Annotated in this window: 17 protein-coding genes; 9 read left to right on the forward strand and 8 right to left on the reverse strand. The window is 67.6% G+C overall.

Features of this window, described 5'->3' with window-relative positions; genetic code table 11:
* Positions 1-42: 42 nt before the first annotated feature.
* From AC1RJ9_RS21420 to AC1RJ9_RS21435, 4 genes are all read left to right on the forward strand, one after another.
* Entirely contained in the window at positions 43-939 is an 897-nt protein-coding gene (locus AC1RJ9_RS21420) for a class I SAM-dependent methyltransferase (protein WP_492839979.1), read from the forward strand.
* Positions 936-1,586 (forward strand): DUF2987 domain-containing protein, encoded by a 651-nt coding sequence (locus AC1RJ9_RS21425; RefSeq protein WP_492839980.1) that lies wholly within the window; start codon positions 936-938, stop codon positions 1,584-1,586. Before AC1RJ9_RS21420 ends, AC1RJ9_RS21425 begins: the two co-directional genes overlap by 4 nt.
* Positions 1,587-1,676: 90 nt before the next feature.
* Complete coding sequence (locus AC1RJ9_RS21430) at positions 1,677-1,985, forward strand: SCP2 sterol-binding domain-containing protein (protein WP_492839981.1); 309 nt, start codon at positions 1,677-1,679, stop codon at positions 1,983-1,985.
* 107 nt (positions 1,986-2,092) lie between these two features.
* Entirely contained in the window at positions 2,093-3,088 is a 996-nt protein-coding gene (locus tag AC1RJ9_RS21435; RefSeq protein WP_492853330.1) for an alpha/beta fold hydrolase, read from the forward strand.
* Here AC1RJ9_RS21435 and hisN read toward each other — a convergent pair.
* Together hisN and AC1RJ9_RS21445 are read right to left on the reverse strand one after the other, a co-directional pair.
* Complete coding sequence (gene hisN, locus AC1RJ9_RS21440) at positions 3,063-3,899, reverse strand: histidinol-phosphatase (RefSeq protein ID WP_492839983.1); 837 nt, start codon at positions 3,897-3,899, stop codon at positions 3,063-3,065. The two genes, AC1RJ9_RS21435 and hisN, sit on opposite strands and share 26 nt — an antisense overlap.
* A gap of 42 nt (positions 3,900-3,941) precedes the next feature.
* Complete coding sequence (locus AC1RJ9_RS21445) at positions 3,942-4,331, reverse strand: helix-turn-helix domain-containing protein (RefSeq protein ID WP_125158674.1); 390 nt, start codon at positions 4,329-4,331, stop codon at positions 3,942-3,944.
* A 174-nt stretch (positions 4,332-4,505) separates the two neighbouring features.
* On the opposite strand from AC1RJ9_RS21445, the gene AC1RJ9_RS21450 reads away from it, so the two are divergent.
* Entirely contained in the window at positions 4,506-5,453 is a 948-nt protein-coding gene (locus AC1RJ9_RS21450; protein ID WP_492839984.1) for a lysophospholipid acyltransferase family protein, read from the forward strand.
* Positions 5,454-5,469: 16 nt separating this feature from the next.
* On the opposite strand, the gene AC1RJ9_RS21455 is transcribed toward AC1RJ9_RS21450, so the two are convergent.
* The 5 genes from AC1RJ9_RS21455 to gcrA all read right to left on the reverse strand — a co-directional run bounded on the left by AC1RJ9_RS21455 (position 5,470) and on the right by gcrA (position 9,382).
* Positions 5,470-5,988 (reverse strand): response regulator, encoded by a 519-nt coding sequence (locus tag AC1RJ9_RS21455; RefSeq protein WP_492839985.1) that lies wholly within the window; start codon positions 5,986-5,988, stop codon positions 5,470-5,472.
* Between the two features lie 132 nt (positions 5,989-6,120).
* Entirely contained in the window at positions 6,121-6,972 is an 852-nt protein-coding gene (locus tag AC1RJ9_RS21460; protein WP_492839986.1) for a M23 family metallopeptidase, read from the reverse strand.
* Positions 6,957-7,172, reverse strand: coding sequence for a DUF2093 domain-containing protein (locus tag AC1RJ9_RS21465; protein ID WP_492839987.1), 216 nt, complete (start codon positions 7,170-7,172; stop codon positions 6,957-6,959). Before AC1RJ9_RS21465 ends, AC1RJ9_RS21460 begins: the two co-directional genes overlap by 16 nt.
* Positions 7,173-7,200: 28 nt before the next feature.
* On the reverse strand, positions 7,201-8,727 hold the full coding sequence (xseA, locus tag AC1RJ9_RS21470) for an exodeoxyribonuclease VII large subunit (protein ID WP_492839988.1): 1,527 nt from the start codon (positions 8,725-8,727) through the stop codon (positions 7,201-7,203).
* A 127-nt stretch (positions 8,728-8,854) separates the two neighbouring features.
* Positions 8,855-9,382 carry a cell cycle sigma 70 cofactor GcrA gene (gcrA, locus tag AC1RJ9_RS21475; protein WP_492839989.1) on the reverse strand — a complete coding sequence of 176 codons (528 nt, stop codon included), beginning with the start codon at positions 9,380-9,382 and terminating at the stop codon, positions 8,855-8,857.
* 239 nt (positions 9,383-9,621) lie between these two features.
* Between gcrA and AC1RJ9_RS21480 the strand changes: the two genes are divergently transcribed.
* From AC1RJ9_RS21480 to AC1RJ9_RS21495, 4 genes are all read left to right on the forward strand, one after another.
* Positions 9,622-10,443 carry an ABC transporter permease gene (locus AC1RJ9_RS21480; protein WP_492839990.1) on the forward strand — a complete coding sequence of 274 codons (822 nt, stop codon included), beginning with the start codon at positions 9,622-9,624 and terminating at the stop codon, positions 10,441-10,443.
* Between the two features lie 153 nt (positions 10,444-10,596).
* Complete coding sequence (locus AC1RJ9_RS21485; RefSeq protein WP_492839991.1) at positions 10,597-11,817, forward strand: aspartate aminotransferase family protein; 1,221 nt, start codon at positions 10,597-10,599, stop codon at positions 11,815-11,817.
* Positions 11,818-11,933: 116 nt separating this feature from the next.
* Positions 11,934-12,869 carry an ornithine carbamoyltransferase gene (gene argF, locus AC1RJ9_RS21490; protein ID WP_492839992.1) on the forward strand — a complete coding sequence of 312 codons (936 nt, stop codon included), beginning with the start codon at positions 11,934-11,936 and terminating at the stop codon, positions 12,867-12,869.
* A gap of 56 nt (positions 12,870-12,925) precedes the next feature.
* Positions 12,926-13,837 carry an Hsp33 family molecular chaperone gene (locus AC1RJ9_RS21495; protein WP_492839993.1) on the forward strand — a complete coding sequence of 304 codons (912 nt, stop codon included), beginning with the start codon at positions 12,926-12,928 and terminating at the stop codon, positions 13,835-13,837.
* Between the two features lie 18 nt (positions 13,838-13,855).
* Here the strand turns inward: AC1RJ9_RS21495 and AC1RJ9_RS21500 are convergent, their stop codons facing one another.
* Positions 13,856-14,509 carry a hypothetical protein gene (locus AC1RJ9_RS21500; RefSeq protein WP_492839994.1) on the reverse strand — a complete coding sequence of 218 codons (654 nt, stop codon included), beginning with the start codon at positions 14,507-14,509 and terminating at the stop codon, positions 13,856-13,858.
* Between the last annotated feature and the right edge of the window lie 38 nt (positions 14,510-14,547).

The raw sequence follows: 14,547 nt of genomic DNA on the forward strand, positions 1-14,547 counted from the left end.
TTTGGTCAAGGTCGGCTGGCAGGCTGGCTGCATTACGGGGGAATGATGCTTCCAGCTCGGTATTGGTCGCGGCGAGGAGTCCTGGCGAGCGTTGGCGCGCTGGGACTCTCGGCCTGCGGCAAGAAGAACGACCCGTCCAAGACCGAGGCCAAGGCGGCCCAGAAGGCCGGGCCGGCGACCATCGAGGCGGTCGTGGCCGGCGACTGGCGACCGCCCGCCGACCGCGCCCGCGACGCCTGGCGCCATCCGGTCGAAACCCTGAAGTTCTGGGGGCTGAAGCCCGGCCAGACGGTGGTCGAGTTCTGGCCCGGCGCGGGCTGGTACACCGACATCCTGGCGCCTTTCCTGGCCGAGACCCACGGCAAGCTCTACGAAGCCGAGCTGCAGGCCGACGATCCGTCGGAGCCGGCCGCGGCGGAGATCGTCGAGGCCTACCGTCGCAAGCTGTCGGAAAAGAAGAAGATCTACGGCGAGGTGACCTTCACCGCCTTCGGCCCGACCAGCGGTCCGGTGGCCCCGGCGGGGACGGCGGATCTGGTGCTGTTCCTGCGCAACCTGCACAACTGGATGGCCGGCGGCATCGCCGAGAAGGCCTTCAAGGACGCCCTGGCGGCCCTGAAGCCAGGCGGAATCCTGGGCGTCGAGGAGCACCGCGGCGAGCCGGGCCGGGTGCAGGACGTGCTGGCCGCCGACGGCTATGTGCAGCAGGACTACGTGATCCAGATGGCCAGGGAGGCCGGCTTCGTCCTGGCCGGGACCAGCGAGATCAACGCCAACGCCAGGGACACAAAGGACCACCCGTTCGGCGTCTGGACCCTGCCGCCGACGCGCCTCTCCGCACCCCGTGGAGAGCCGGCCGAGTCTGGCTTCGACCATTCCAAATATGACGCCATCGGCGAAAGCGACCGCATGACCCTCAAGTTCGTGAAGCCCAAATGAAACGCGCCGCTTCGCTGATCCTGATCGCCGCCCTGGCCGCCTCCACGCCCGCCTTGGCCGAGAAGACCGCGCCGGCCTCCAAGGTGCTGCCGTTCCTGGACCGCTATCTCAAGGTTCCGGCCGCCGAACGAGCGCGGGTCAAGCTGTCCTACGCCCTCAAGCGCGACGGCAAGCCCGCGTCGAACCTGAAGGTCGTCATGGTGGAGAAGAACGGCGCGCGCACGCCGCTGCCGGTCAACGCCGACGGTTATTTCGACAGCCTGCCGACCTTGTCTCAGCTCGACGGCGACCCGACCCTGGTTCTCGACGTGCCATCCGACGCCAAGATGGGCTCGATGATGAACTTTGGCGCTCAACTGAAGCCGGCCGCCGAGTATGACGCCCGCGAGCTGGCCGCGACGGTCAACGAGGCCAACACCGTGATCGGCAAGGCCGCCGGTCCGATGGCCTTCATGGCTCCTAAGATGACCGGCGTCGCCTTTCCCAAAGCCGACGGCGGCGTGGCGATCTTCGCCGATGGACACATCGCGTCGCTGCCGCAGGCAGAAGGGACGCCCTATTTCCGTCCCGCCGATCATCAGGGCGCCGTACGGGTAAAGTTGACAAAAACGCCAACTAAGGTCGGGTTCTACGACGGGAAGAAATAAGACCCTGGGTCGTCTGAACGGTGTTTACTTAACAGGACGGCCCGGTCTAGCTATCCGCCACACTTTTTCGCGCAGAGGGAGATCGCGCTCATGGCCACGCTTCAGGAAATCACCGATCGCATCAAGGGCGCCGTGGGCGACGACAGCGGTCTCGGCAAGAGCCTCAAGTTTGATCTGAAGGACGCCGGCGTCATCCATATCGATGGCGGCTCGGTGACCAACGAAGACAAGCCCGCCGACCTGACCATGACGCTCAGCCTGGACGATCTGCTGGCCATGGGCGCCGGCTCGCTGGACCCGACCATGGCGGTCATGACCGGCAAGCTGAAGCTGTCGGACATGGGCGTGGCCATGGCGCTGCAGCCCAAGATGGGCGCTCTGTTCGCCAAGATGCGCTAGCGCATTTTCCGACGAAGTGGATGCCGGTTCGTCGCAAGAAAATGCGTCAAGTTGAAAACCCGACGAATGTGCCGATCCAGCCGGATCGTTACATTCGTCGGGCCGAGATGACGGAAGAACCGGCGCGTCTGGTCTCGATTCCCGAGGCTCCGGTTCCCGATCACGGCCCAAATTCGACTGGGGCCGAATGGTTTCGCGGCGCGGATGGGGCGACCCTCCGCGCCGCGACGTTTTTCCCCGACGGTCCCGTTCGAGGTTCGGTGGTGGTCAGCCCCGGACGCAGCGAGCCGCTCGAGAAATATTTCGAGGTCGTCGAGGACCTCCTGAGCCGCGGCTTCGCCGTGCTGCAGCATGACTGGCGAGGGCAGGGGCTGTCGGCCCGCGGCCTGCCGGACCGCCTCAGGGGCCATGCCCGGGGCTTCAAGACCTTCATTTCCGACCACAAGGCGCTGCTCGACACGTTCGAGGCGCGGATGCCCAGGCCGTGGATCGCCGTCTCCCACTCGATGGGCGGCTGCCTGACCATGCTGGCCCTGGCCCATGGCGAGACCCGCTTCGACGCCGCCGTGCTGTCCGCGCCGATGCTGGGCCTGAACACCGCGGGCGTGCCGCCCTGGCTGGCCAGGCCCCTGGCCTGGACGATGTCGCGGGTCGGTCTGGCCGGCGACTATGTGTCCGCCGCCTACGACCCGCTGGTCCAGACCTTCCAGGGCGACGCCCTGACCCATGACGAGACGCGCTTTGATCGCTACCAGGCGCAGCTAAGGGCCGATCCTGAGATCGCCCTGGGCGGCATGACCTGGGGCTGGGCCGACTTCGCGATCTCGGCCTGCGCCTGGTTGCGCGGAAGCAAGAGCGTCGAGAAGATCCAGATCCCCGTGACCATCGTCGGGGCCGAACTGGACAACCGCGTGCTGAACGCCGACGCGGAGTCGATCGCCCGCCGCATCTCCAAGGGCCGCTATGTCGAGGTCCCGGGCGCGTTCCACGAGATCCTGATCGAGACCGATCCCCGCCGGGCGCTGTTCTGGAAGACCTTCGACGAGGCGGTCGATCCGGTCGCTCCGCGCGAGCCGTTTATTTCGCCGAACGCTTCAGACTGACCAGGGCCTCGTCCAGCGGGCGGCGATCGCCCGAGATGACCATCTGGCCGCCGTTCGGGCCGACCGGCTCGCCGCGCCAGTTGGTGACGATGCCGCCGGCGCCCTCGATCACGGGGATAGCGGCCTCGATGTCCCAGGATTTGAGGCCGGCCTCGATGACCATGTCCATCTTGCCCATGGCGACCATGGCGTAGGCGTAGGCGTCGCAGCCCAGGCGGGCCAGCTTGGCGGCCGCGCGCACCTGCAGCCAGGCGCCGCGTTCGGCTCCGTCGAAGCAGGCGTCGGGATCGGTGGTGGCGATGACGGCGTCGGTCAGGTCGGCGCATTCGCGGACCCTGATCGGCGTCTCCCGACCCTGCGCCAGCAGGCGCGAGCCGCCGGCGTGGCCGATGAACAGCTCGCCGACATAGGGCTGGCCGATCGAGCCCAGCACCGGGCGACCCTGATGGCGCAGGCCAACCAGGGTGGTCCACAGCGGCAGGCCGGAGATGAAGGCGCGCGTGCCGTCGATCGGGTCCAGCACCCAGACGAACTCTGCGTCCGGACGGTCCTCGCCGTACTCCTCGCCGATCACGCCGTGCTCGGGGAACCGCTCGCCGATCAGCTTGCGGATCGCCGCTTCCGCGCCGCGGTCGGCCTCGGTCACGGGGTCGAACGCCGCGTGGCTGTCGCGCGGGAGGTTCTTGCCGGCTCCCTTGTCCTCCAGGCCATGGTCGGCCCGGAACAGGGGCAAGATCGCATCCGCGGACGCGCGGTTCAGATCGATGATGAAGGCGTCGAGCGCCGTGAGCCGGTCAGCGGAAAGCGTCATGAGCGGGGGTTTAGCGCCCCCGCCTCACGTAAGCTACCGTTGTCAGGCGTCAGCGTGCTCGGGACCGCCGCCGTTCAGCGATTTGGCCAGGTCCAGCAGGCGACGGCGCGGACGCTCGCCCAGCAGGTAGTAGGCGCGGATCAGGTCCAGCGTCTCCTTGCGAGCGAACATTTCGCCGCCCTCGGCCGACTCGCCGGCGCTCTCGCGGCGCACGTCCGACAGGCCGTCGTAGAAGTAGCCGACCGGCACTTCCAGGGCCTCGGACAGTTGCCACAGACGCGCGGCGGAGATGCGGTTGGCGCCGCACTCGTACTTTTGAATCTGCTGGAATCGCACGCCGACGGCGCCCGCCAGTTGTTGCTGGGTCAAACCCAGCAGACGACGGCGGCGACGCAGGCGTTTGCCCAGGTGCGTATCGATGTCGTTACCCATGGAAGCCGTGCCCCCTAGCTTTCTCGAGCCGTCCCGAAACGGAACGGCCTGGGCTGACAGCCGCAAGTCGCGTGCCGGGCGAGAGCGCGTTGGTCCAAAGCGCGCGCGGCTTCGCCGCCTAACGCGCTCTGGACGACGTTGCGCGAGATATGCGAGACAGCCTACTTAGGACCTATGTCGGATAAGCGTCAGCCCTGGGTTCAGGACATTCTGTGGCGGTTGGAGGCCCTGGGCTTCGACCTCTTTATCGGCGCCGTGCGTCTGATGGGCGTGGATCGCGCTTCGGACTTCGGCGGCTGGCTGGGTCGCACGTTCGGGCCGCTCAGCGGCGCGCACAAGGTGGCGACCCGCAATCTGAAGCTGGCCTTTCCGGAAAAGGACGCCGCCTGGCACGCGCGGATTCTGGACGAGCAATGGGAGGGCCTGGGACGCTCGTTCGCCGAGTTTCCGTTGATGGACAAGATCCTGCCGTCCACCGGCCGGGTCGAGGTGGTCAATGCCGAGCGCCTGGCGCAGATCGCCGAACAGAAGACGCCGGTGGTGTTCGTGTCAGGCCATCTGTCGAACTGGGAGGTCATGCCCGCGGCCATCGTCGACAGCGGCGTGATCTGCGAGATGACCTATCGCGCGGCCAACAACCCCTATGTCGACAAGCGCATCCGCGACAGCCGCTTCCGCTACGGGGTGCGCCTGTTCGCGCCCAAGGGCGGCGACGGGTCCCGCGAACTGCTGAAGGGCATGATGGAGGGACGGTCGGTCGCCCTGATGAACGATCAGAAGTTCAACAGCGGCGTGGCGGCCCCGTTCTTCGGCCACGACGCCCGCACCGCGCCGGCCCCGACGCGGATGGCGATCCGTTTTGGCACGGTGCTGCAGCCGATGTCCGTGCAGCGGTTGAAGGGCGCGCGGTTCCGGGCGGTGGTGCATGCGCCGATCGTCCCGCCCAACACGGGCAACCGCACGGCCGACATCGAGGCCGGAGTGCGGATGATCAACGCCTTCATGGAAGACCGCATCCGCGAGCGGCCGGCCGAGTGGTTCTGGGTTCACCGCCGCTGGCCGAACGAGGTCTATGCGGAACTGGCCGAGCGTGAACGCGCGGCCCAGGACGCCAGCGCCTAGAGCCCTTTAGCAGGCTCTAGATCTCCAGCGTGTCGGCGGGCGCGTCCTTCTCGCCGGAGCGGCGGAATGGACCGCTATAGTGCGGGTCGACGCGACGGCGGCGGCAGGGGCCGAAATAGTCCCCCGAACGGATGAACGGCCGCGGGTGGAAGATCACCGTGTTGATCCGGTCCAGCAGCGAGCGGGCCGTCACCGGCTTGACCACCACCTCGGTCACCCCGGCGTCGCGGGCCTCGAACACGCGGTGACGCTCGGCGAAGCCGGTCAGCATGATGACGGGCAGGAACGGGTCGACGCTGTCGGGCGAGTTGCGGACCAACTGGGTGAACTGCACCCCGTCCAGGGGGGTCATCTTGAAGTCGACGATGGCGATGTCGGTCTGCCAGTCGCGCAGGATCTGCAGGCCCTCGGCCCCGTCCATGGCTTCACGGATGTGCCGAACGCCCACGCCCTTGAGGATCGCGGAGACGATCGACCGGATGTGCTGGTTATCATCCACCAGCAAAAAGCGCAGCTTTTCGAACGCCGCCGACATGCGGAAGCCGCCTCCTCAAATCATACGGGAAGATCGGAACCCCGAAGCCGCTCCCCCGCGTCTCCATGTCCCGATGCGGCGGCATAGCTACCTAAGGATTGAAATTCGCGCCAGGGGCGAAATGCCAGAATCTCAAGCGCGGAAGGGGCCGGCGCCAACCAGCAGTGACGGGTCGAGATTGCGGCCGCGCCACTTCATGCGCCAGCACAGATGCGGCCCGGTCGCCCGGCCTGCCTTTCCCGTCTCGGCGATCATCTGACCTTGCTTGACGTAAGTGCCCGCCGGGACAAGGATTTTCGACAGGTGAAGATAGGCGGTGACCAGGCCCTGGCCGTGATCGACCAGGACGAGACCGCCTTCGTAGTGCAATCCGGTCTCGGCGAAACACACCAGGCCGCCGGCCGGCGCACGCACCGGCGCGCCCACGGGCGTGGCCAGATCAACCCCATAATGGGGACGTTTGGGCTCGCCGTTGAGGATGCGCTGGCCGCCGAACCGGGCTGAACGCCGCGCGCCTGCAACCGGAAGTATGAAGCCGTCGCGGAATCCCTCCAGGTCGACTTGGCTGGCGAAGCCGGCCACCTTGCGCAGGTTCTCGGCGGTGATCCGTTCCAGCAGCGCCGGGTCGGTCGGCGTCACCTGTTCGGGCGGCAGGCCATTGATGCGCTGGATGTCGAAGTCGCCGATCGCGACAGCCCGCTCGTCGGAGGCCGAGCCGTCGGGCGTGGTGATCGTCATCTTGCTGGTCGGCGGCGCATCGCGGTCGAAGCCGATCACGAACCAGCCCTCCGCCGAGGCGGTGGTCAGCACCTGGCCGTCGAGATCGATCACCGCGCGAGGCGTGGTGCGGCCCACCGCGTAGCCGCCCTGGACGAACTGGCCCGTCAGCGACAGGCCGGGCGCGGCGGCGCGGGTTGTCGTCGTCAGGGCGGCCGAGAGCGGAAGCGCGGCGAGGACCGCGCGGCGGCTCAGGCTCCCTGCCAACGCTTCAGCGCCTCGGCGGGACCGGCATAGGCTTCCTGGTGCTCGGGGCTCCAGTAGCGCAGGCCCTCCAGCGGGATCTGCCTGTTGGTGATGGCGCACAGCACGAAGCGCCCCGGGCTGAGCACGGCGTACTCACCGTCGCCATAGTGCAGGACGGCCAAGCCATCGGACTTGCCGAGATCACGATCGAAAGCGTTCATGGTTCTTACTCTACGCCAATGCGGGGCTTCAGAACAGATCGCCCTGATCGGTCTTCGGCGGTGTGGGCTTCGGGCGCGGCGGCGCGGGCGTCGGACGGACCGGCGACGCCGAGGAGGGGGCTGGCCCTTCATTGCCGATCACCGCCTCGCGCTCGCCATCGGCGAATTGCAGCGAGACGTGGTCGCCCAGGGCCAGGGCGGCGGACGAGCGGATGATGGTCCCGTCGGCCTTGCGCACCAAGGCGAAGCCCAGCTCCATCGGTCGGCGAGGATTGAGCGACTGGCGCAGCTTGTCGAGCGACGAGAGCTGGTCTTCGGCGCGGCTGAGACGTCGCTGGCCGGCCGACCGCAGGCGCTCCCAGAGCAAGGGCAAGCGCGCATGCTGCTCCGCGCGCTCCGGCGCGCGGGTCCCGCAGGCGTTCAGGCGGCGGCCAAGGTCGGCCACGCGGTCGGCCTTGGCGGCGTGCTGGCGGCGCAGGGCGTCCGGCGTCAGGCGGGCGGTGACCTTCAGCAGCGCCTGGGCGTGGACGGTGGTGTTGCGGTGCAGGGCCGCGTCGAGGCGTCCGGAGGCGATGTCGAAGCGCTGCTGGGCCAGGGCCAGGATGTCGTCGGGACGCGGCAGGCCGCGCGCGGCGCTGACCAGGCGCGTGCGGCGGTCCTCGATCAGGCGCGCGCCCGAACGGTTCAGGCGGCGGTCGAAGTCCGAGATCAGGGCGCGCAGTTCGGCCAGCACCGGCGTCGCCATTTCGGCGGCGGCCGTGGGCGTGGGGGCGCGACGGTCGGAGACGAAGTCGATCAGGGTGGTGTCGGTCTCGTGACCGACCGCCGAGATCAGCGGGATGGTCCCCTCGGCCACGGTGCGGGCCAGGCCCTCGTCGTTGAAGGCCCAGAGGTCTTCAACGGAACCGCCGCCGCGCGCCACGATCAGGATGTCGGGGCGCGGCACGGGGCCGCCGGGTTGGATGGCGTTGAAACCCCGGATCGCCGCGCTGACCTGGCCGGCGGCGGCGTCACCCTGGACGACGCACGGCCAGACCAGCACCTGGCAGGGCCAGCGGTCGCGGATGCGATGGAGAATGTCGCGGATCACCGCGCCGGTCGGGCTGGTGATGACGCCGACCACGGCCGGCATCGAGGGCAGGGGCTTCTTGCGCTCGGGCGCGAACAGGCCCTCGGCGGCCAGCTTGGCCTTCAGCCGTTCGAGTTGCGCCAGAAGCGCGCCGACGCCGGCGGCTTCCATGCTGTCGATGACGATCTGGTAGCGGGAGCCGGCCGGATAGGTGGTGATCTTGCCGGTGACGATGACCTCGAGCCCATGCTCGGGCCGCACGCTCAAGGCCCGGACATTACCCTTCCAGACCACGCCGTCGATCGCGGACTTGTCGTCCTTGATGGTCAGGTAGACGTGGCCGTTGCCGTGGTGAGTGACCTTGGACAGCTCCCCGCGCAGCCGCACGAAGCCGTAGCGGTCCTCCAGCGTCCGCTTCAGGGCGAAGGCCAGCTCGGAGACCGAATAGGGCGGGGCGTTGGAATCGTTCGGCGCGAGGTCCGTCATGCGTCCTATCTAGAACGTCCCCCGGAAATGGAAAATCCCGGGCAGTCGCGAGACCGCCCCGAGAAATGGAAAATCCCGGGGCGCGTGAGCGCCCCGGGATCCGCCGCCTGAGAGACTTTTGTTGTTCTTAGATGTAGCGGCGAAGCGAACGGGCGAGCTCGGTGGCGCCGCCCTTCTTCTTGGTCTGCTGCGGCTGGTAGGCCACGCGGGCGTGCTCGATGCAGTAGGGGCCGTCCGACGATCGACGGCCGCAGAAGGTGAAGCCGTCCGTCGAAGGATCGCCGATCGGCCACTTGCACATGTGCGCGCCCAGGGTCAGCACGGTGGCCGAGCCTGGCTCCTCATGCCGGAAGGCCGGCAGCGATGGCGGCGTCGAGGCGGAGGCCGCCGGAACCGACGTTGGCGCCTCGACCGGCGTCACGCGACGCGGCGCCGACGGCATGGCCTGGGCGGCCGGACGCGCCGGACGCGGAGCCTTGAACGCCGGACGCGCCGGCTGCGAGGGGGCCGCGCGGCCCGAGAGGCCCAGGCGGTGCACCTTGCCGATGACGGCGTTGCGCGTGACGCCGCCCAGTTGTTTGGCGATCTGGCTGGCGGAAAGGCCGTCCAGCCAGAGCTTCTTCAAGGTCGAAACCCGTTCGTCGGTCCAGCTCATAACCCGTCTCCGCCGTTTGGATGGAGGTGAAGCGCGTCCCCACGCTCCTCACCCCATATCTGGTGTTCAAACCGCCCCGCCGGCGGTCGTCCTACTAGATATCGTAAAGAATGTGTTAAGGCGCACAATAGGCGGTAACGACTCTGTCCACAGAAACAAGATGTTGATTCCGGCAAGCCCAAGCTTGCGGAAAGGCGCCCCAGGGCGCACATGGCCAAGCAACACAACGGGTTGAGCGTATGAGAGACATGGCCAACAGCGTCATTCCGCCGCAGCCGCGTGACTATCACGGCTGGAATTGGTCCGGGTTCGCCACGCTGTATCAGCGCGAAATCCGCCGGTTCTGGAAGGTCGGCACCCAGACGGTGGCCGCGCCGGTGGTCACCACCTTGCTCTACATGCTGGTCTTCGTGGTCGCCGTGGGCGCCAGCCGGCCGGCCGTGGGCGGGGTGACCTTCGGCCATTTCGTGGCCCCGGGCCTGATCATGATGGCGATCCTGAACAACGCCTTCGCCAATTCCTCGTCGTCGCTGATCCAGGCCAAGATGATGGGCCTGACGCCGGACTTCCTGACCCCGCCGCTGTCGGCCCTGGAGCAGGTCCTGGGTTTCGCCCTGGGCGCGGCGACGCGCGGCGTCGTGGTCGGAGCCGTCACCGCCCTGGTCATCGGCGTGCTGCCGGGCGCGGGGCTGCAGCTGGCCCACCCCTGGGCCATCGTCTATTTCGCCGTGACGGCTTCGCTGATCCTGGGCCTGGCCGGCATATTGGCCGGCCTGTGGGCCGAGAAGTTCGACCAACTGGCGGCCGTGACCAACTTCCTGATCATGCCCATGACCTTCCTGTCGGGCACCTTCTATCTGGTCGACAAGCTGCCCGAGCCGTTCCGCTCGGCCAGCCATTTCAACCCGTTCTTCTATCTGATCGACGGCTTCCGTTACGGCTTCATCGGCCACGCCGACGGCTCGATCCTGATCGGCGTGATCAGCATGGGCGTGCTGACCACGGGCATGTTCCTGTGGTGCTGGCGCCTGTTCGTCACCGGCTATCGCCTGAAGAGCTGAGGCCGCCGGCGTCGGCGAGCCGAAAACTCGTCGGTTTTTCAGCGGCCTTCACAGTCCGTTGATTGACAGGACGTCGTTCCACGGCGACAACCTGCGGCCTCTCGGTCCCCGTGCTCACGCGCGGGGGCTTCTTTCCTTTTTGGGAGGCCGGTCTTGAGCACCGCGACGTCGTCCAACCCCTCGCAGCACCACATCATGGGCGTCTACAACCGCGCCCCGCTGGCGTTCGAGCGAGGCCGAGGCGCGCGCCTGTTCTCTACGGACGGCGGTGAGTACCTGGACTGCGTGGCCGGCATCGCCACCGACGGCCTGGGTCACGCCCACCCCGTCCTGGTCGAGGCGCTGAAGACTCAGGGCGAAAAGCTCTGGCACGTCTCCAACATCTACCGGATCCCCGAGCAGGAAGAGCTGGCCGACAAGCTGTGCGCCCACAGCTTCGCCGACGTGGTGTTCTTCACCAATTCGGGCACCGAGGCGATCGAGTGCGCCCTGAAGACGGCCCGCAAGTATCACACCGCCAACGGCCAGCCCGAGCGGACCGAGATCTACGGTTTCGACGGCTCGTTCCACGGCCGCTCGTACGCGGCGGTCAACGCTTCGGGCAATCCCAGCTATGTCGAGGGCTTCGGTCCGCGCCTGCCGGGCTATAGCCAGCTGAAGTTCGGCGACCACGACGCCCTGAAGGCCGCCATCGCCAACCCGACCACGGCGGCGATCATTGTCGAGCCCGTGCAGGGCGAGGGCGGCGCGCGCTCGATCCCCGAGCACTGCCTCGTCAGCCTGCGCCAGCTTTGCGACGAGCACGGCGTCCTGGTGATCTACGACGAAGTGCAGTGCGGCATGGGCCGGACCGGCAAGCTGTTCGCCTATGAATGGGCCCCCGGTGGCGAGCCGCATATCATGGCTATCGCCAAGGCCCTGGGCGGCGGCTTTCCGGTCGGCGCCTGCCTGGCCACGACCGAAGCGGCCAAGGGCATGGTCGTGGGCGTCCACGGCTCGACCTTCGGCGGCAACCCGCTGGCCATGGCCGTCGGCAAGGCGGCCTTCGACACGATCAACACGCCCGAGATCCTCGACAACGTGAAGACCGTCGCCGGCTACTTCACCCAGCAGCTGAACGGTCTGAAGGATCGCTTCCCGGACGTCATCGTCGACATCCGCGGCAAGGGCCTGCTGATCGGGATCAAGTTGATCCCCAACAATCGCGAGTTCATGGCCCTGGCCCGCGACCAGCACCTGCTGGTGGCTGGCGGCGGGGACAACTGCGTGCGCCTGCTGCCGCCGCTGAACCTCACCATCGAGGAAGCCAGCGAGGCGATCTCCAAGCTTGAGAAGGCTTGCGAGGCCGCGCGCGCCAAACTGGCGGCGGCTTAAACCCTCACTTCTTTCCGCTCTTCCCGGCGAAAGCCGGGATCCAGATCAAGCCCGCTGAATTCCTGGATGTATCTGGGCCCCGGCTTTCGCCGGGGAGAGCGGGCAGGGGGACGGCAATGACCCAACCTAGGCACTTCATCGACCTGTGGAAGCTGGACGGCGCGACCCTGCGCCTGATGCTGGACGACGCTCACGCCCGCAAGGCCGCCCGCAAGGGCTGGCCGCAGGGCAAGGTCGACGCCGACGCGCCGGCCAGGGACCGTGTGCTGTCGATGATCTTCCAGAAGAACTCGACCCGCACCCGCTTCTCGTTCGACGCGGCCATGCGCCAGCTGGGCGGCGGCGCCATCATCTCGACCTCGTCGGACATGCAGCTGGGCCGGGGCGAGACCATCGAGGACACCGCCAAGGTGCTGTCGCGCATGGTCGACGCGGTGATGATCCGCGCCAACAGCCACGCCGACGTCGAGCGCTTCGCCCAGGTCTCGACCGTGCCGGTGATCAACGGCCTGACCGACAAGAGCCACCCCTGCCAGATCATGGCCGACATCCTCACCATCGAGGAGCATCGCGGCCCGATCGCCGGCAAGACCATCGCCTGGGTCGGCGACGGCAACAATGTCTGCTCCAGCTTCATCCACGCCGCGCCGCTGCTGGGCTTTGAGCTGAAGATCGCCTGCCCGGCGGTCTATCACGCCGACCTGCATGACCTGGCCCGCGCCGAGAGTCTGCAGGGCCGCGTCAGCATGACCACCGACGTCAAGGCGGCCGTCGCCGGCGCCGACGTCGTGGTGGCCGACACTTGGGTCTCGATGGGCGACACCGACCATGACGAGCGCCTGGCGGCTCTGGAGCCCTATCAGGTCGACGACGCCCTGATGGATCTGGCCGCCGGCGACGGCGTCTTCCTGCACTGCCTGCCGGCTCACCGGGGCGAGGAAGTCACCGACGCCGTGCTGGACGGCCCGCGCTCGCTGGTCTGGGACGAGGCGGAGAACCGCATCCACGCCCAGAAGTCCGTGCTGGCGTGGGTGTTCGGAGCGATCGGGTAGGGCAGTCGGGGCGGCGCCCTCGCAATTGTCACCCCCTCATCCTATCTAGCCTCCCCATGACCGACATCGCCTCCAATCCTGGCGTCCTCGACGACGTCGTTTCCGCATTCCAGATCGAAGGCCTGCCCGTGCGCGGCCGCGTGGTCCGCCTGGGCGACGCCGTCGACCAGGTGCTGACCCGCCACGCCTATCCGGAGCCCGTCGCCAACCTGCTGGGCGAGGCCTGCGCGCTGGCCGCCCTGGTCGGCTCCAGCCTGAAGTTCGAGGGCCGGCTGATCATCCAGGCCCAGGGCGACGGTCCCGTGCGCTACGTCGTGGTCGACTATGACACCAGCGGCGGTCTGCGCGGCTACTGCCGGTTCGACCCGGAGGAGGTCGCGGCCCTCTCGGAAGGCTTCACGCGTCCGGGCGCCAAGACCCTGCTGGGCGGCGGCGTGTTCATCATGACGCTGGACCAGGGCGCGGACATGGACCGCTATCAGGGTGTCACGCCGATCGAAGGCGAGACCCTGGCCCTGTGCGCCGAGCAGTACTTCGCCCAGTCGGAACAGACCCCGACCCGCGTGCGCCTGGCCGTCGGCCAGGTCGACACCGGCGAAGGGCCGAAGTGGCGCGCCGGCGGCATCCTGATCCAGATGATCGCGGGCGATCAGTCCCGCGGCGACACCCAGGACGCCTGGACCCACGTCCAGGCCCTGTTCGAGACCACGGGCGAGGACGAGCTGGTCGACCCGACTCTCACGACCCCGACCTTGCTGTGGCGGTTGTTCAACGAGGACGGCGTGCGGCTGCTGGAAGAAAAGCCGATGCGGGCCTTCTGCCGCTGTTCGGACGAGCGCATCGCCGTGGTGATGGACTCGTTCTCGGCCGAGGAAGTCGCCGACATGGTCGAGCCCGACGGCAAGATCCACGTGACCTGCGAGTACTGCTCGCGCGTCTACAAGCTGGACGCGCCGGCGGCGGCCTGACCGCCGGGCCCGAAGTCGTCACTCATAGACGACGGTGTAAGCGCCATTCGGTTCCTGGATCACGGTGGCCGTCGTCTCCGAGCGGCCGGTGAAGTCGATCGCGGCGTAGTCGTTCGATATCGCGTCCATGTCGATCACCTCGCCGGGCGTACAGGCGGTGTCGGCGACGTAGAACTTCACCACGGGCGTGATGTTGTATCGTTCGTTCGGCGCGGCGTTGAAGGTCGCGACGGGCGAGGGGATCGCGCTGCCGTTATCGGTGGCCAGGCCGAAGACGAAGTTGCTGATCGGCGTGAAGTCGCTGCTCGTCACGATCTGGAACGACCCGTTCTGCGCGTGACCGGGACTGCTCACGCCGGTGAACCCCGTCGCGCCCGTGTTGGTGAAGGTGACCGTGTCGTTCGTGCTTGAGTCCACGCCGATGACGCCTCCGGAGTCCAGCACGGTCCCGTGGTCCAAGCGACCAGCTGGCTGTCCCCAATAGGCATAGGTGTTTTCAGTGTAGGTCACCGAATCCCAGGCGCCATTCGTGATGTTCTCGAAGGTCGCCCAGGCGTTCGTGTAGACTGGCGTGGAACCGCCACTGGACACCACGGTCGGTTGCTGCAGGAACGCCACGAACGACTTCGTGACCTGAGACTGATTGAAAATCTTGATGGTGTAGGTCGCCATCGCGGAGCCTCCCGGATCGTGGAGGCGCCTTCGCGTAT

The sequence above is a fragment of the Caulobacter sp. GW822-FHT07D08 genome (assembly GCF_058798735.1).